This is a genomic window from Micromonospora sp. CPCC 206061 (genome assembly GCF_036906915.1).
In the GTDB taxonomy this organism is placed as follows: Bacteria; Actinomycetota; Actinomycetes; order Mycobacteriales; family Micromonosporaceae; genus Phytohabitans.
Genome location: NZ_JBAKHX010000009.1, coordinates 76110 through 92815 on the forward strand (window position 1 = coordinate 76110; position 16706 = coordinate 92815).

At 69.7% G+C, this 16706-nt stretch carries 19 protein-coding genes; 4 read left to right on the top strand and 15 right to left on the bottom strand.

The annotated features are described in order from the left end of the window. Window positions 1-31 precede the first annotated feature (31 nt). The 11 genes from V6V89_RS09995 to V6V89_RS10045 form a co-directional block, all read right to left on the bottom strand. Window positions 32-436, bottom strand: a complete 405-nt coding sequence (locus V6V89_RS09995; protein WP_334618735.1) for a hypothetical protein — start codon at window positions 434-436, stop codon at window positions 32-34. A 140-nt stretch (window positions 437-576) separates the two neighbouring features. Further along, window positions 577-1116 (bottom strand): hypothetical protein, encoded by a 540-nt coding sequence (locus V6V89_RS10000; RefSeq protein ID WP_334618736.1) that lies wholly within the window; start codon window positions 1114-1116, stop codon window positions 577-579. A 182-nt stretch (window positions 1117-1298) separates the two neighbouring features. Continuing rightward, window positions 1299-1694 (bottom strand): single-stranded DNA-binding protein, encoded by a 396-nt coding sequence (locus V6V89_RS10005; protein ID WP_334618737.1) that lies wholly within the window; start codon window positions 1692-1694, stop codon window positions 1299-1301. Window positions 1695-2381: 687 nt separating this feature from the next. Continuing rightward, window positions 2382-3086 (bottom strand): hypothetical protein, encoded by a 705-nt coding sequence (locus V6V89_RS10010; protein WP_334618738.1) that lies wholly within the window; start codon window positions 3084-3086, stop codon window positions 2382-2384. 264 nt (window positions 3087-3350) lie between these two features. Further along, entirely contained in the window at window positions 3351-4844 is a 1494-nt protein-coding gene (locus V6V89_RS10015; protein WP_334618739.1) for a hypothetical protein, read from the bottom strand. Window positions 4845-4976: 132 nt separating this feature from the next. After that, window positions 4977-5258 (bottom strand): hypothetical protein, encoded by a 282-nt coding sequence (locus V6V89_RS10020; RefSeq protein ID WP_334618740.1) that lies wholly within the window; start codon window positions 5256-5258, stop codon window positions 4977-4979. Between the two features lie 86 nt (window positions 5259-5344). Continuing rightward, window positions 5345-5749 carry a hypothetical protein gene (locus V6V89_RS10025; RefSeq protein WP_334618741.1) on the bottom strand — a complete coding sequence of 135 codons (405 nt, stop codon included), beginning with the start codon at window positions 5747-5749 and terminating at the stop codon, window positions 5345-5347. Between the two features lie 140 nt (window positions 5750-5889). Then, on the bottom strand, window positions 5890-6147 hold the full coding sequence (locus V6V89_RS10030) for a hypothetical protein (protein WP_334618742.1): 258 nt from the start codon (window positions 6145-6147) through the stop codon (window positions 5890-5892). Window positions 6148-6180: 33 nt separating this feature from the next. Further along, on the bottom strand, window positions 6181-6717 hold the full coding sequence (locus tag V6V89_RS10035; protein WP_334618743.1) for a hypothetical protein: 537 nt from the start codon (window positions 6715-6717) through the stop codon (window positions 6181-6183). Between the two features lie 601 nt (window positions 6718-7318). Beyond that, window positions 7319-9340: a ParB/RepB/Spo0J family partition protein gene (locus tag V6V89_RS10040; protein ID WP_334618744.1), complete on the bottom strand. Its 2022-nt coding sequence runs from the start codon at window positions 9338-9340 to the stop codon at window positions 7319-7321. 84 nt (window positions 9341-9424) lie between these two features. Beyond that, window positions 9425-9808, bottom strand: coding sequence for a hypothetical protein (locus V6V89_RS10045; RefSeq protein ID WP_334618745.1), 384 nt, complete (start codon window positions 9806-9808; stop codon window positions 9425-9427). A 660-nt stretch (window positions 9809-10468) separates the two neighbouring features. Here V6V89_RS10045 and V6V89_RS10050 point away from each other — a divergent pair. The 4 genes from V6V89_RS10050 to V6V89_RS10065 all read left to right on the top strand — a co-directional run bounded on the left by V6V89_RS10050 (window position 10469) and on the right by V6V89_RS10065 (window position 12926). Continuing rightward, complete coding sequence (locus V6V89_RS10050; protein ID WP_334618746.1) at window positions 10469-11452, top strand: hypothetical protein; 984 nt, start codon at window positions 10469-10471, stop codon at window positions 11450-11452. Window positions 11453-11529: 77 nt separating this feature from the next. Further along, window positions 11530-12042: a hypothetical protein gene (locus V6V89_RS10055; RefSeq protein WP_334618747.1), complete on the top strand. Its 513-nt coding sequence runs from the start codon at window positions 11530-11532 to the stop codon at window positions 12040-12042. A gap of 9 nt (window positions 12043-12051) precedes the next feature. Continuing rightward, window positions 12052-12537 carry a hypothetical protein gene (locus tag V6V89_RS10060; RefSeq protein WP_334618748.1) on the top strand — a complete coding sequence of 162 codons (486 nt, stop codon included), beginning with the start codon at window positions 12052-12054 and terminating at the stop codon, window positions 12535-12537. A 44-nt stretch (window positions 12538-12581) separates the two neighbouring features. Further along, window positions 12582-12926: a hypothetical protein gene (locus V6V89_RS10065; RefSeq protein ID WP_334618749.1), complete on the top strand. Its 345-nt coding sequence runs from the start codon at window positions 12582-12584 to the stop codon at window positions 12924-12926. 484 nt (window positions 12927-13410) lie between these two features. Here the strand turns inward: V6V89_RS10065 and V6V89_RS10070 are convergent, their stop codons facing one another. From V6V89_RS10070 to V6V89_RS10085, 4 genes are read right to left on the bottom strand one after another with little or no spacing between them, the layout of a single operon-like run. After that, window positions 13411-14040, bottom strand: a complete 630-nt coding sequence (locus tag V6V89_RS10070) for a hypothetical protein (protein ID WP_334618750.1) — start codon at window positions 14038-14040, stop codon at window positions 13411-13413. After that, a complete protein-coding gene (locus V6V89_RS10075; protein ID WP_334618751.1) occupies window positions 14037-15245 on the bottom strand; it encodes an MAB_1171c family putative transporter in 1209 nt (402 codons plus the stop codon). The genes V6V89_RS10070 and V6V89_RS10075 overlap by 4 nt, the downstream gene beginning before the upstream one ends. Then, the gene (locus tag V6V89_RS10080) at window positions 15238-15825 is read right to left on the bottom strand and encodes a hypothetical protein (protein WP_334618752.1); all 588 of its coding nucleotides are present in this window, start codon (window positions 15823-15825) and stop codon (window positions 15238-15240) included. The genes V6V89_RS10075 and V6V89_RS10080 overlap by 8 nt, the downstream gene beginning before the upstream one ends. Beyond that, a complete protein-coding gene (locus V6V89_RS10085; RefSeq protein ID WP_334618753.1) occupies window positions 15822-16391 on the bottom strand; it encodes a hypothetical protein in 570 nt (189 codons plus the stop codon). Before V6V89_RS10085 ends, V6V89_RS10080 begins: the two co-directional genes overlap by 4 nt. Window positions 16392-16706: the final 315 nt, after the last annotated feature.

Genomic DNA, 16706 nt, shown 5'->3' on the forward strand with positions numbered 1-16706 from the left:
TCACGACCGCCGGCGAGGGATCCGGGCGGGGCTACGCGGTGCGGCGCGCGGTGATGACGGCGCTCGCCGCGTCGGCCAGCAACTCGGCCAGCGGCCGGCTGAAGAGGAACCGGTACGGCGCGGGCTCCCCGCTGACCTCGACGGTGTAGTCAGTCACGCCTTGCAGGTACGCGTCAGGGACGCCGAGGATGACCACGGTGTGCCCGGCGATGCCGATCTGGTGCCGCTTCCAGCCGTGCAGCTCGGCGGGAGCGCTCGGGGGGAACTGCTGGTAGCTCATGTAGTCGATGGCGGCCGCGCCGACCGTGGCGCGGATGCGGCGGGCGATGTCGCGGGTGAAGGTCAACATCGGGTGCTCGCCGCTGACCGGCTCGGCCGGGACAGGGAAGGTGGCCGGGCGGTGGTGGGTCGTCTCGGCCGGCTGCTGGTTGCCCATGACGGGATTCGCCTTTCCTCGCGGGGGGTTCCTGTCGAGCGCTTCGGGTTTGCCGTCCCGTCTCGCTCTACTTTAATTGTACCCTACTAATCTCGGGTGCGTCAACATCGGTGAGCGGTTGACGCACCCATTCGGGCTGGTCAGAGCGGCTGCGGGTAGGGCTCGCGCTCGCGGTCGCGGTACACGCGGGGCATCACGTCGATCGTGCCGAGCTCGGTCACGTCTCCGGCCACGGTGAGGGCGGCGGATCCGTTGTACCCCTCGTTGACGAATCCGAGGTATTGACCACCGGCGGTGTAGATCATCCAACCGCGCCGGGGGTTGCCGTCCCGGTCGTTGTCCGCGTCGATCTTCACGGCGAGGCGTGGGCCGATCGGCTCGACGCGGTGGCGCACGGTGGACACCGTGACGTTCGTCCTCGGGACCTGGCCGACAGATGCGGCCTTGCCCACGAACGTTTCGGCCTCCTCGTAGCTGGCGAACAGGCGGGTTGAGCGGATGAGGTGTGCGCCGTCCGGGGTGTGCTCGTGCCGCTGGCACACCGAGCGCCACTTCGGGTCGTGCACGACGATGATCCGCACGACGACGCTGTGCGAGGGGTAGTGGAACAGGTGCAGCTCGTCGGTGGGGGCGGGCGGTGCGCTCAGCGTGGCGGTTGCACCGGTTGCTTGCTGGGTCACGGTTTCGGTCCTCCTGGCCGTTGGGGTTCCTGTCGAGCGCTGCGGGTTTGCCGTCCCGTCCCGCTCTACTTTAATTGTACCCTACTAGGTCCGGTTGTCAACCCGGCATCTGTTGTGTCGTAAGGGAAATGCGAAAGGGCCGACCCCCGCGTGGGGGTCGGCCCTTCGGTCCGCTGGGGTCGTCAGGCGGCGACGGGTTCGCGGTCGGTGGCGCGGTCGGCCCCGGTGCGCTCGGTTTGCTGGTCGAGGTTCATCACCAGGGCCACGCGGTCGGCGGTGAGCTTCATTGTGGTCCGCATGGCCTCGTCGCGGTCGGTCCATGCCTCGGCGGTGATGCGGGAGGCGGTGACCTGCACGCGGTGCCCCTTGCGTAGCCGGGTGGCGGCGTTCTCGGCTGGCTTGCCCCAGATGGTGACCTCAAAGGCGGTGGTGTCGCCGTCGCGCCAGCCTCCGTTGCCGTCCGGGATGCGCGCGGTGCTCAGCAGGCGGAAGCTGCACACGCTCTTGCCGGTGGGGGTGATGCGCAGTTCGGGGGCGGTGGCGATGTTGCCTTCCACGTCGATGCGGATGCTGGACATTGTCCCTCCTCGGGTTTGGGGTTCCTGTGGAGCGTTTCGGGTTTGCCGTCCCGTCCCGCTCTGCTTTAATTGTACCCTACTAGCCTGCTTGGTGGCAACTCCGGAACCGGTGTTTAGCTGGGAAAACGGCGCTCGGTGAGGCGCGCGGGAGGCTGGACCACACGTACCGTGGCGCGGTTCGTGGGCACGCGGACGTGACGGCCGGTCGGACCTGGCCGCGTACGGCTGGCCGGGCGGGGTTCCACCCATTTCCCCGGCCGGCCGGCAAAAAGCGCATTGCGGGGCGCCGTGGAGGCCCAGAAGTCAAGCCCGCCCCCGGATCAGGGCGAAAAGAATCTTGGCCGCTCTTTGCCAAGATTCTTTTCGACCCCGGGGGCGGGCTTGACTGGCGGGCCGGGCGCCCCACAATGGGCTGCCGGCTGGGTGGTGAAATGGCCGCCGCGGCGGCGTCAGCCGCGGCGGCGGGAAGCGCAGCGCCGCCCGTCAGGGCGGCTCCGGTTTGTGTCGCCCGGCTCTCGGGCGGCTGTCCTGGCTTGGACGTGAGCGTGCGGGTGGCCCGGCACCGGCCGGTGCCGGGCCACCCGTCTGGGGAAGGACTGTTACGCGGGCGCGTACTCGTTGGCGAGGGCGCTGGCGTCCTCGGGCACCAGCTCAACCAGGTCCGGGCGCCCCCGCGTTGAGCGACGGTCAGGGCCTGCTTGGGGGCAGGGGGGTTCGCTCGTCGTGCTCTGGCGGCACCAGGGCTGAGAGGGTGGCGCGTTCGCGAATGAGCAGTTGCTCCCGCTCGCGCAGGGCGGCTATCTGCTCGCGAGTCTTCGCCAAGGCTCGGCCTGCGTCGGCCCAGTACCCGGCCGCCACCTGGCGGCCGGCTGCGGTGCGCAGTTCGGCGAGGTCGGTCGGGGGCAAGCCGGCCCAGTGACGTGCCAGGGCCGCCAGGACGGAGGCGACCCGTGTCGCGGTCGCGTCCGGTGCCGGCACGGCGCGGCCGTCGAGGTCCCGGTGGACGCCGATGCCGAGCTTGTGGGCGCGGATCGGTCGGTCGACGCCGAGGTAGGCCTTGGCGATCGTGACGATGGTGCCGCCGAGCAGTTGTACGCCGTTGACGGTGGGCCGGTTGCGCCTCGTGAGTCGGTCCCAGTCGGCGAAGCGGTGCGGTTTGACGGACGGGTCGCGGTCGCCATACCTGATGGCGAGGCGGCCGCTGTCGAGTGTGAAGGGCTCGATGTTGTCGGTGTACTCGTAGTACGCGGTTTCGATGTGCGGGGCGACGACGATGACGCCGTCGAAGCGGGCGGCGGTGAGTTGGTAGCGGGTTTCGGCGGTGGCGAAGTCGTGGTCGTACGTGCCGTTCATGCTGCTGTAGCCCGGCACCTCGAGGGTGAGCGCTGGCACGGTGCTGCTCCTTGCTGGTGGAAGGGGTGACTGGGGAGCGGCGGCCGGCACGGGTAGCCGGGGGAGCACGAGGGGGTGGCGCGTGAGCGCCCCTCGTTCCGGATCCGGCGCGCTCGATGCGCGCCGGATCCGGTCACCCGCCCGCGCGGAGCGGGCGCCGCCGGTTCCCGCGCCCGGCCGGGGAAGTGCCGGGGGCAGGGTCGACGGGCAGGCTGCGGCGCTCCGCGCGCCCGGCGCTGGGCTCGGGCGCGCGGAGTGACCGGCCTAGTCGGCTGGCCTCTTGGGCGGTCGGGCGCTGCCGAGGATGTTGACCTTGGGGGTCATGAGGAGCGGGGCGTCTTCGGGGCCTTTCCAGTGGCCTTGGACGTAGACGCGCTTGCGGAGCTTCCGGCCGGGGCCGTGCGGCTGTCGCTCACGCCAGAATCCGGGGACATACCAGCGGTGCTGGCTGTAGTCGCGGGTCTTTTCGGCGTTGGGCTTGGCGCGCTGCGGTTTCCTGGGGCGTAGCCGTACCAGCCGTACCGGTGGCATGGGGCGGCTCTTGCGGGCGTACGCCTTGCGTATGGCCTTGTCGGGCTCGATGTGGCTCTGTTCGGCGTAGGGCTGGGCGATGAGGAGCCAGGTCGCGATCAGCGTCGCCGAGAGGGTCTGCGCGGTGTCGTCGTCGGCCACGTGCGGGATGTCCCAGCGGAATGCGTTGCCGGTCATGACGGGAGCGAGCCAACCGATCCGCTCGCGGATCTGCTGCAGCTCGGGACCGCTGGGCTCGGTGGCGCGCATCGCCTCCGGCGTGGTGTGGAAGGTGACCCACGTTCCGCCGGGGATGCGTCCCCATTGGACGGCGACGATCGGTACGTCGTGGGGGACGCCGGGCAGGCGCACGGTGCAGACGGCCTCACTCCAGATGAGCAGTCCTTCAGTGGCTGGCACCTCGTGTTCGCTGACTTGGACCTCCGGCAGCGTCGCGGCGGCGTGCCGGGCTAGAGCGCTGAAGTCGGAGTCGATCCAGTAGAGGGCGGCGTGTTCGGTGTGGGCGCCCATCAGGCTGGCGTAGTCGGCGACCGGCGCCGTGTAGGGCCACGCGATCGCGACGGCGGCGCGATCGTCGGGCGCGCCGGGCACCAGGTGCGCGGGGATGATGGCTGTGCCGCGCCGCATGGCGGCCACGACATCGTCTGTGGAGTGCTGGCGCCAGTACCGGGCGAGGCCGTCGCGGATCTTGGGGAAGTGGGTGGGGCGCAGGCGGTGCGCCGGGCCGGTCTGCCCGGTGGCCGGCGGCGTTGGCGACGGCCGGAGGGGGCGACGGTGGCGCGGGCCGGACGCGATGAGCAGGCGGTGGAGTTCTGCCCAGTAGGGCGCGGCTTGCTCGACCACGGGGGAGGAGTACAAGTCGCCGACTCGGCGCAACGCGCGGCGGGTGAGGCCGGCTGCGTCGCGGGCCTCGATCAGGCGCGCGCACGGGGTGCAGGTGCTCCAATGCCGGCCCAACTCCCGTTGCAGCATCGGCTCTTCGTCGCGTGGGTCAACCACGATGATGGCCGGCGGCTCGAACTCGTAGCTCCAAACCGGGTTGGAGGAGGAGCAAAAGTCGCAGACGAAAGCCGCGTCGGGCATCTCCTCCAGTGGTACGGGGTCGGGCGTGTGGCCGTCCGCCGGTGGCCGGGGATGGATGAAGCGGCGGTGGCCGTCGACGCTGGCAAGGTTGAGCACCGCGCGGCAGATACGGCACGCGTGGGCGCCGGGATCGGTGATGGTCACTGTTCCAGATCTCCACTTGGGCGTGTTGGGGTGCCCGGGGGTGCCCGCCTCGGCGGGCACCCCCGGTGATCACGGTTGGGGGTGTGTCTCGTCGGGGGCCTGAGGGGCGCGCGGGTGTGCCGCGTGCCCCCGTCAGTCGGCGAACTCGTAGGCGAACGGGACCCGCTCGGCGAGGTATGCGACGGCGGCCGCCGGGCGCGTGAAGCGCTCCTCGTGCGCGTCGTCGGGCAGGAATCCGTCGCTGCGGTCGATGCGCCACGTGGTTGGGTCCTCGTCGTCGCGCGTGAGGGCCACTACGCAGAAATCGCCGTCCCAGGCGCGGGCCTCGTCGGCGTCCATCTCCGCGTACACCTGGTTAGTGATGTCGTAGCCGCCTTTGCAGAACTGCATGCTCAGCCGTAGGGGGGCACTCATCGAAGGTCACCTTTCGAAGTGGTCGCCCGCCTCGCCGGTGGCCGGAGTCGAGTCACGGCCACCGACGAGGGACTTAGGGGCAGGGATCAGGCGCCGGTGCTGGGCGCGGCTTCTTGCTCGCTGATCACGCGGTGGGCGGCCTCGGCCAGCAGATCGACGATCGGGCGATCCCAGGTGAACTCATACGGCGCGGGCCGCCCGTCGACCTCGACCTCGTAGATCGGCGTGGTGAGCAGGAACGGATCGGGGCTGCCCTTGATCACCACGACGACGCCAGCGACCGCGATGCGGTGCTTGGTGCGCCGGGCGGTGACCGGCGCGGTCGGCGCGGTCAGCAGGAGGGTCATCATGTCGGGCTTGGCGCCGAGCATCTGGCCGAGTCGCTGTCCGACCGCGCGGGTGAAGGTGGCCGGCGCGAGATCGCCGGGCTGGGGTTCCGCGCTGATGTCGATGGCGAGCGGGTACCGGGGTTCGGGGTGCTCACGCTGCATGCCGGTTGTCCTTTCGGTGGAGGGTTCCTGTCGAGCGCTTCGGGTTTGCCGTCCCGTCCCGCTCTGCTTTTAATTGTACCCTACTAATCCGGGGTGTGTCAACGCTGGCTGTGCCGACACACCCCGCGTGAGCAGGTGATTCAGTCGGTGAACCACGCGGCCGCGCGCTGGGCGAGGGCCAGGGCCTCGGCGGGGTCGTTGTGCCATGCCTCCACCGCGTTGCCGGCCAGAAGCGGGGAGCGGGTGTCGCGCACGTCGACCGAGTAGCCGTGCTGCTCGGCGTACACGCTCAGGCGCATCGGGCCAGCCGTGCGCGTCACTCCGGCGTCGTGGGGCAGGCGCTGCCATCCGGTCGCCGCGCTGGCGGTGCGCAGTGCGTAGGCGTTGATGAGGCTCATCGGGGCTCCATTCTCCGCCGGTGGCGGGCGCGTTCAGGAATGCGGGTAAGGCTCGCCTGCGCAGGTGCGGTAGTGCTGGCCTGTAGTCGGCACTGTGCACAGCTCGATGACGTCGCCCACGGCGGCCAGGGCCTGCTGGCCTGCGTATCCCTCGTTCACGAAGCCGAGATAGCGGCCGGCGGGGGTATAGATGAGCCATCCGCGTTTGGGGTTGCCGTCGTCGCCGTTGGGTGCGCTGACCTTGACGGCGTAGGGCCGGCCGGCGGGCGCGGTTTCGTGGCGGATCACGGTCAGGCTGCCGAGCGTCGGGTACTCGCGGTAGTCGCATTCCCAGCGGCTGACGAACTCCTCGGCGGCGCTTCGGCGGTGGAAGAAGGAGGTCTCACGGCGAAGGTCGCGGCCGTCGATGGTGTGTTCGTGGGTGAGCACGTGGGCGGCGATTTCGGGGGCGCATCGGACGATCGCGTCGACGATGATCGAGACAACGATGCTGTGGGTCGGGTAGTGGAAGACGTGCAGTTCATGGGAGGCGGTGGCCTGCGGCGGCGCGATGGTCGCTGGCTCGGTCACGGTATGGCCTTTCTGGCGAGGGGTTCCTGTGGAGCGTTTCGGGTTTGCCGTCCCGTCCCGCTCTGCTTTAATTGTACCCTACTAGCCTGCTTGGTGGCAACTCCGGAACCGGTGTTTAGCTGGGAAAACGGCGCTCGGTGAGGCGCGCGGGAGGCTGGACCACACGTACCGTGGCGCGGTTCGTGGGCACGCGGACGTGACGGCCGGTCGGACCTGGCCGCGTACGGCTGGCCGGGCGGGGTTCCACCCATTTCCCCGGCCGGCCGGCAAAAAGCGCATTGCGGGGCGCCGTGGAGGCCCAGAAGTCAAGCCCGCCCCCGGATCAGGGCGAAAAGAATCTTGGCCGCTCTTTGCCAAGATTCTTTTCGACCCCGGGGGCGGGCTTGACTGGCGGGCCGGGCGCCCCACAATGGGCTGCCGGCTGGGTGGTGAAATGGCCGCCGCGGCGGCGTCAGCCGCGGCGGCGGGAAGCGCAGCGCCGCCCGTCAGGGCGGCTCCGGTTTGTGTCGCCCGGCTCTCGGGCGGCTGTCCTGGCTTGGACGTGAGCGTGCGGGTGGCCCGGCACCGGCCGGTGCCGGGCCACCCGTCTGGGGAAGGACTGTTACGCGGGCGCGTACTCGTTGGCGAGGGCGCTGGCGTCCTCGGGCACCAGCTCGACCAGGTCGTCGCGGTTGATCGGGTCGGCCGGTTCGGGTGCCTCGGTGGTGACCGGCTTGGGGTCGCGGTGGGCGTCGGCCGGGTCCTGGTCGTGCGGCTCGTGGTCGTCCGGCTCGGGTTCCGTCTCGACCGTGTGCGACGGCGCATCGGCGTTCGGGGCGTGCTGGTGCTCCTGGTCGGTATGCGGGTCGGCGGGTTGGTCGCCGGGGTCCTGCTCGGCGCTGACGCCGGCGATCGGGTCCGCTGCGGCCGTCTGGGTGTCGGTGAGGTCCTCGGTGTCCTCGTCCTCCTCGGTGGCGGCGCGATCCTTGGTGGCGTTGTCGATGACCATCTGCTCGACCGGATCGAGGTCGTAGCCGACCGTGGCCAGGAACGCGAGCCATCGGGCGGTGCCGCTGTTGTTGTGCCGCCACGTCTCGTGCGTGATCTCGTTCTCGTGGGCGGCGGCGACGGCGGCGAGGGCGTAGACGATGCACCTTGCGTCGTTGGCCGACGCGGGCACGATGGCCAGGTCGTGACGGTTGGTCTTGGTGCCGAGGAAGTCGTCGAGCAGCGGCGCGTCCTTCTGTACCCACCGGCCGATGAAGTGAGGCCGGGACACCATCGTCTCGGCGACGTAGCGGGCCGCGCCCTTGATGCTCTTGCGGGCGAACAGGGTGGTGAGCCATTTGCGGCGTACCTCGTTGGCGGCCTTCATCGCCTTGTTGTTGGCGATCACCGTGCGGCGCTCGGCCTTCTGCTGGTCGCTCATCGGGCCGGTGACGCTCCGGCTGCCGCCGTAGCGGTCGGTGTGCTTGTGCTTGCGCCAGTTGGTGCAGTACACCGACTCGCGGAAGCCGTTGAAGATGCGCTCGATGGCGACGGCGTGGCCGGGGCACTCGGCGTGGTTTTCCGGGGTGACCGGTTGCCGGTCGTGCATGAGTTCACTGATCCGCTTGCGCTCCGGGTGGTGGCCGTAGAGGTCGTCGCCGGTCAGGACGGTGATCCCGGCGTCGGTCAGCTCCTGGATGCGGGCCTGCCGCTGCTGAGCCTCCTTGCGCTCGTCGCGCTCCTGGGTAGCGGCCTTGTCGAAGGCGATGGGGCCGTTCTCGGCGGACTTGAGTAGGCGGGCCACGGCGTCGTTGTCGTCGGCGAAGTCGGCGACCACGGCGGCCTGGTGCAGGTCGAGTCCGTAGGTCTTGACCTTGGTGGCGGTGTCGGTGTCGATACCGGCGACGGCGAGGGCGTCTTTGACCTGTGGCCGCTTGTAGCCGGTCCGCTTGGCGATCTGGTACTCGGTGAGTCCGGCGAGCGCCAGTTGCTGGATGCCGCGTGCTTCCTCGACGCTGCTGAGTTGGCGGCGGTGCACACCGGTGCGCAGCATGGTCACGATCTGGGCGGCGCGGTCGGCCAGGTCCGGACGAATCATCGCCGGGATGTGGCTCAGGTCGGCGCGGGTCTTTGCGGCCTCCTGGAAGGACAGCACCCGCTCATGACCGTCGATGATGAGGTACCCGGTGCCTTCCGGGTGGTCCGTGACGATGATCGGGTACAGCAGTCCGGCAACGCCGTCGGTCTTGAGGTTGGCGACCAGGCCGGGGTTCGGCTTGGCCTCGTCCCGCACGTTGTCGGGGTGTGCGAGCAGGTCGTCGACGGACAGCATGTCGGACTCGCCGACCGGGGCGTCCTGCTCGGTGGCGTCGGCCTGCTCGGTGGCGTCGGCCTGCTCGGTGGCGTCGGCCTGCTCGGTGGCGTCGGCCTGCTCGGTGGCGTCGGCCTGCTCGGTGGCGTCGGCCTGCTCGGTGGCGTCGGCCTGCTCGGTGGCGTCGGCCTCGACCGGCGCGGCCTCGTCGGTGTCGATCTGGTCGGCGGGCTCGACGGACTGGTTGACCGACGCGGTGTCGTCGGTCTCGGCCGGGACCTGCTCGGCGGCCTCGACGCGGGCGGTGCGCTTCGTGCGCCGGTGGGCGCGGGTTGCGGTTGCCACTGTTGGCTGTTCCCTTCGTCTGGGGGTTCCTGAGTGCTCGGGGCTCGGGTTGCCGTCCCTCACCCCTTCGCATTTAATTGTACCCTACTTACTACCGTTGAGGCAAGTGTTTTCGCTGGTCACGTTGTAGATGCTGGTTCCGTTGATCTCGACCGAGAGGTCTGAGGGGTCGGTGCCATCCTCGGTGGTGATCTCTACGGCGATGCCGTGTGGGCGGATGTTCTGGTAGACGGTGACGGTGATGCCTGCCTGGTCGGTGTCGACGTTGGCGATGGGCAGGCCGTAGTCGTCGTGGCGGACGCGAGCGGTGATGTGGATCGCGTCGTCCACGACCGGGCGGCCGGTGTCGGCGATGAGGTTGGCGATCTCCATGTAGGCGTCCGCGCCGGATAGGCCGGTGTTGTTGATGGCGGCGCAGATGCGGTTGAGCGCGTCGGTGTCGGCCAGGGTGCGTGGGTGCTGGGGCATCGGTGACCTCCTTGAGGTTGGTAGTGGGTGACGCCGGGGTGGCGGCGGTCCGTGGGCGCGGTGGGCGCCATTGGGATTGCGGCCGTTGTCCGGGCGTCCCGGCGAAAAGGTCTTCGGCACCGGCCGGTGGCGCCGCCCGCAACCCCCGGGCGCTTTTTCCGGGGGTTGCGGGTGGCTCCGGCGGGTGCAGAATGGCCGTCGCTGGGACGCCAGAACGGCGGGTCGGAGGGCTGGGTGCCCTCTCGGGAAGAGGGGCCGGGTGGCGGCCGCGGTGGGAGCCGGAGGGCTCGACCGTTGGCCGGGCCGGGTCCGGCGTTCCGGGTTCGTCGGAAGCGTGGTGCGCCAGGCGGGCGGCTTCGGCGAGTTCGCTGGCGGCGGAGTTTCGTACAGCTACGGAGCGGGTTGAGGGTGCACTCGGGGCCAAGCAGACATATCGGGGCGAGCGGCCCGCGCCGATGGATGTCGAGCCGCACGACAGCACATGGTGGGCGCTTCTGGCGATCCCTGGACGGCGGATCGCGGTCGGCACGTTGCACGGGTCTGTATGTCGGACCTATCCTGACCAGGTGTCTTAGAACAGACGTTCGCATGTGGGGTCTGGTCGGTGCCGGCGCGCTTCCCCCGCCGGCATCGCGTGGGGCTGTGGAGGGGGAGAGGTGCGTGACGATTCCGGCCCGCGCCGTTGGCCCCGATGGGAAGCCGGAGCCCGGGCGGTGGCGGGGACAGGGGCGCGTCGACGGCCCCGGTGATGTGGCCAGGGTGCTGGCGGCGGTCAACGACGCCGGCGTGCGCCGGACGGTCACCGAGGATCTGTCGCGGTTGGTGGACCGCGCGTCCAGCAGCGCCTACCGGACGCCTGACGCGACCAACGCGTTGCCGGTGGTGGCCGAGTTGGCGCCGCTGTTGCCGTGGGGCGGGCTGCGGCGGGGCGCAACGATCGCCACGGCGGGCTCGGGGGCGGTTCTGATGACGCTGATCGGGGGCGCGCAGCGTGCCGGCGGGTTTGTCGCCGTGGTCGGCTGTCCATGGTTCGGCGCGGTCGCGGCGCCCGAGTACGCCGTGGATCTGAGCCGCCTGGCGCTGGTGCCGGATCCTGGGCCGCAGTGGGACCACATTGTGGCGATCTTGATGGATGGGGTGGATCTCGTGGTAGTCGCACCGGCGGAGGATGTGCCGGCCGGGGTCGCCAGCCGGCTCGCGGCGCGCGCTCGGCAGCGCGGATGCGTGCTGATGCCGACCTCGCGGCTGGACGCGGACGGCACGCGGCCGCCGCTGCGGTGGCCCGGTGCGGACCTGGTGCTGGAGGTAACCGGCCATCGCTGGGAGGGGCTTGGACAGGGTCAGGGCCGGCTACGCCGCCTGGAGGTGGACGTGACCGCGCGGGGACGTGGTTCCGCGGTGGCGCCGCGCCGCGTTCGGGTACCGATGCCGCCGCAGTCGCTGACCGACGACGCGGGGGAAGAGTACGGCGCGGCGCTTGAGGAGCTGCTGGCGCAGCGGCCACGTTCTGCGCCAGCGCCGCGTGCGGGCGAGGTAACCCAGGCGGAAGCCCCGCGCGCGGCACCGGATCCGTGGGCCGACCTGTGGCGGGAAGGCAGACCGTCGTCGCCGCGGTCCCGGGGCGGGCAGGCGGAGGCAGGCTGACGAACGTTGTGAGGTGGCCGGGAAATCCACCCCCCGACGGTTGGTTACTTCTCACCAAGTGGCGGTACCGTAACGCCATGACCAGCGCGCACGCCGAGTGGGATGACCTGGCGACGGCCGCCGCAGATGTGGCCCCGGGCCACCCGGTGACGGTGCACCCGCCCGGGCGGCCGGCGCTGCGGCTGGTGACCCCGGCCGATTGGGCGGTGGGCGAGCTGTACCGGCTGTTCGTGACGTACGCCCCTCCGGAAGCGCTCGACCCGTCCGCGGGCCTGGCGACCGGTCGGGAGCCCGGCGGTGTCTATTCTCGGGTGTTCCGGGCGGCCGGCTGCGGGTTCGCCGACGCCGAGAGGCGAGCGATCGCGCTGGTGCGCGGCGTCGATCAGGTGCTCGGCGAGCTGTATGACGCTGTTGGGGCCGGCGCGGGGTTGGCGGCGGTTGTGCCGCAGCTGCGGCAGGACTTGGTTCGGGCGGCTCGCGCAGACCAGGGGGCGGCGGTCCGCGAGACGCCGGGGCTGCCCGGCGAGCTGGCTGAGGCGTTGTCCACTGAGGGCGATTGGCTGCGTTCGCACCCGGCAGGCAGCCGGTAGCCTGCACGGGTGACCGCCCCCGACTACGTCAGTGGCGTCGTGTGTGACGCCGCCGCTGTCGTCGCGATCGCCAACGACCTGGCCCGCCGCCGTAAGGATGGTGCGGGGGCTCGGCTGTACGACCGGGCCCGCGATGAGGGGCTCACACTTGGTGTGCCGCTGCTGGCTGCGGTGCGGGCGGCGGGATACCTCGATCCGCCCGGCGGGATGGTGTTGGGTGCGCTGCTGTTCCCGGAGCGGTTCCGGCCGGTCGGTGATCCGCTGCGCGTGGTGGGTCCGCGCGGGGTGTGGTGGCTCATCGACTCGCGACCTGAGGATTTAGCGGAGCACCAAGCGATGCTGGGTCGGTGCGGCGATCCGTTGATGGCGTTCGTCGCCGCGTACGCGGCGGCGATGGGGTGGCCAGTTGCGACGGATCGGCCGGCGAGCTATGCGGCGTTGCTTGGCCGGGATGACGCGGTGGTGATGCCCGCCCTTGAGCCGGGCGCGGTGTAGGGGAGTTCGGCTGGTGTGAGCAGCGAAGGACGGAAGGGAGTTTCGTGACGCCGATCGACACGATCACCGCGGCGCTGAGGACCGTCGGCGCGCCGGACATGGCGGCCATCAATCTGGCCCGCCGTGCAGCTGCCCGGTACACGCTCGACGCCTCCGAGGAGCACAACGGGCTGGCGGCCCAGTATCGGATCGTGAGGGACCGGCCTAGCGACGCGCTGGCCGGCGCGGTACGCCACGAGGACAAGTCCGCCGCCGGCGTGATCACGCTGGCGCTGACCCGGCTCGTGCGGGCTGGTGCGGGCCCGTCTTGCCCTGACGCCGGCCTGGCCGCTCTGTACGCCGCCGAGGCGGTCGTCCTCGCCCGCGACCAACGCCTTGCCACGATTTAGGGAACGCGACGCGAAGCGGCGTCCTGGATTGATTCTTGGCCGGGGCCGGCCTTGAGGCCCAAGCGTTCGCGGCCGCGGTGGTGGCAGGGCGGGCCGGCCATGGGTGCGAGCTTGCGAGCGGCCGGCCCGCCCGGTCTCCGGCGGGAGCGACGGTCTGGACCACGGCGGGCCCGGGACATCATGGTTTGATTCTTGGTTTTGATCTTGTGGTGTGTCGCGCGGATGCCGTCGCGGCCGAACAGGCGCTTACGCTCACCCTGACCGATCACCAAGCTAGCCGGGGTGGGTGCGGCCAGGGGCCTTGGTGATCTTCTCTACCGTCATGTCGGGGTAGAGCCAACGGCAGCAGGCCCCCGAACAGTACCGCCGGTACCCCCAAAGGAATGCCTGGCCGATAGTTCTGGCGCTTGTTTGTGGCCACGGCGCTCATGGCCACGACCAGAACGGCCGGTGGCTGGAGTGTGTTGGTCACGGCGCGCCCGGTTTAGGTGAGCAGCAGCCAGGATGAGCAGCCGGTGATCGCCCCCAGGGCGGCGCCGGCGAGAACTTGGCGCATCGTGTGGGCGCGTAGCTCTATCCGTGACCAGCCGACGAGCGCTACTGCGGCGGCGGTGAAGGCGAGCCACGGGCCCCACAGCGCGATGCAGTACACCGCCACCGCGGCGGCGAAGGCCGCGTGGGCGGATATCTGCCACCAGACGGTGATCGCCATACAGGGCAGCAGGGCGAGGAGGACCACGATGAACAGGCTGGTCAGGGGGCGCGGCGCGTCGGTGGCGTACAGGATGGCCAGTCCGACGAGGACGGAGGCCAGAGCCACAGCGAGCGGGATGTGCCGCTGGTGGCGAACCCGTATGTGAACGTCGCTGAGGCGACCCCGTCGTACCCCGATCAGGATGAACAGGAATGGCAGGACGCCACCGAACAGTACCGCCGGTACGCCCCAAAGGAACGCCTGGCCAACAGTCGTGGCGCTCGTTGCGGCTACGACGCCCATGGCCACGACCAAAACGGCCGGCGGCTGGAGTGCGTCGGTCACGGCGCGGGCGAATACCGTGCGCCGGAGCGGACGTTGCGGTGTTTCCTCGCGCCGGTTCTCCAGTTCTGTGGTCATGCCGAGGCCACCGCCTGGTGGCCGGAGCCCGACTGCGCTGCCGACGCGACAACAGCGGAGTTTCCGTAGGCGTGCGCCACCTTCGCCAACCACGCGATCTGTTGATCGAGGGTCTGAGGGTTCGCGAACTCGGGAGACTGCGGCTCGGCGGCGCGGCGGCCCTCGGCTTTCGCGGCGAGTGCTGCGGCTACACAGGTTGCCTCGATGACGGCGCGGGCATCATCGCCGTCGAGGTGTGCCTTTTCGGCCGCCGCTCTGGCCCGGTCTTGTACCTGTGGTTCGTAGAAGTCCGCCAGGCGCAGCATGCCGTCGGGGATCTCGACAGCGAGCCGTGAGAACCAGCGCGACGGATCGCGTCCCGGGTCTGCCGGTGGCTTCTCGCCGAACAGGATCTCCGGGTTAGCTGTGTAGAGATCCAGCCAGAGCGGGTACAGGCGGCGGTAGGTGCGGCGGTCGGCCCGCCGCTGACGGCGCGCGAGGATCGAGGGACCCCACGCTGGCATGGTCAGACCGATGATCACCAGGAGCGCGCCGGGAACGGCCAGCAGCGGCGAGATGAGGTCTTCGGGCCCGAACCAGCGCCCAGGGGCTCCTACGGCCAGCGCCGCTATGTATACGGCCTTGTAGAGGCAGTAGGCCAGGCCGAAACAGGCTCCGACGAAGTCGAAGCGGAGGCTGACCCGCATCACGCTGTGGACGAGTGGCGCGTACCGGTGGGAAAGCCGGGCGATCTCGAGCATTGCCGCGCCGAACGAGAGGAGGTAGACGATGAGGTAGATCGCGACGATGGGTTCGTGGCCGTAGTAGACCGTCCAGTCCACGCGTTCCTCGTCGACTGGGGCGGCGACGAACAGGACGGTCATCAGTACGGTGGCGGCTGAGTATCCGACGAGCCTGCGACGGGCGCGTGGCGTGGCTTCAGACTGGGAGTAGGACCAGTACAGAAGCATCAACGCGATGGACGCGGCGAAGGCCACTATGCATATGTGCGCGACCAACCGCATCACGTTGGGCAAGCCTAGGAGATCGTCGATGTTCTGGTAGACGACCGGCGCCGCGGAGAGGAATGCGGCGCCCAGGAAGACTAGGCCGGCGATGGCGGCGCGCAGGCCGGGGTTACCACGGTCAGCGCGCAGATCGCGAAACTTATACGCTGCGGCACCCTCAGCCACCAGGGCAGCGATGATGAACAGCACGCTAACCATGCATGTTCCTTCCGTGGGGGTGTTCGAGGGCGCGGCTGAGCCGCGCGGCGATTTCCTGTTGAGCTGCGGTCAACGTGCGTGCGGCTGCTGCCGCTTGGCGGTCCCGGACACGCTGAAGCAGCAGCTCGGCGAAGAGTTCGGCACGTCGTTCCCTCCTGGTGCTGTATCCGTGGCGTCCCAGCAGGGCCTTGATCAGGTGAGGTGGGACGTCGGGGAACAGGAGTCGCGCGTATGCCGGATCGACGGTGCTTCCAGCGCCAGCGGGTTTACGTGCGCCCGGGTGCGAGGCGTCGGCCTGATCGCTGTCCATGATCATGTGGGCGATCTCGTGCCCAAGGACATGGTCGCGGTGGTACGGGTAAGTCTTCGGGTAGACGAGGTGGTCGGCGTCGTCCGTCGCCATATAGATCCCACACGGCGCGTCGGGGTCGGGCCTGAAGGATTTCAGGATGATGCGTCGCTGGCGGCGTTCAGCGAGGTTCTCGAGAAACTCGTCGATGCTCCACGGCGCAGGGATGAGGTCGGCGATCTCGTCGAGCCGCCCGACGCATTCCCTGCGCAGTTCTTCATCGTCGTTCATCCCGCGTCGTCCCCCGGTGACTTGTCCGAGGTGGAGTCTGCCATGACCTCGGCCACGCGTACGACGGCGCCGCGTTCCTGATCGGACAGTTGGGTCGCCGCGCGCACAAGCCGGATCATGGCCTGGCGCCCAGCGTCGCTGTATTGGGTGCCCCTGGCCGCGAAGTCCCGGATACCAGCTCGATGCAGCTCCAGCAGCAGCTCCACCTGGCTTGCCGCGCCGGGATTCTCGATGACCAACGCCCGTAGCTGACCTTCGACATCGTCGGCATCCAGACGCGGTGTGACGTCGTCGTCCTCGATGTCCTGGAAGTAGTTGCCCGGGGCCCCGAAGGCGCGCGCGATCGCTGCGGCGACGTCGATTCTCGGCAACGGCGCCTTCTCGTTCCGCAGGAGCGACAGGTAAGCCTCGGTGACCGTGACGCCCGATCCGGACTTCTTGATCTTGTCGGCGATCTCGGCGTTGGTGTAGACCTTGCCGTCTTCGCGCCTGTGGCCGTCATAGAGCGCCTTGAGCTTGGCGTGGAATCTGCGTTCGAACGCCGTGACGTCACGTTTGGTTGTCATGTTGATACTCCCCGGTCGCGAGGTGTACCTTAACACCCCTCAAGGCACAGGAAAAGCTCGTAATGTCCGTTGACAAGCCGGGGTAACGTGAGCATAAGATCACTGCCCGTCGCATGACTCTTTGGAGCCGTTCCGCATGGACGGCGTGCCCGAGGGGAGCACCCCAGATGCATCGTGAGGGCGTCGCTAGCCGGAGGGCCTGGCTCTGCGGCGGCTGCCGGTCGCCAGCATATGCGCGCAACCTCCTACCTTGTGGGCAGGCCTACTATCGACAGCGCCGCCGACCACGTCCTCACCCGCGCATACGGGGCGTCT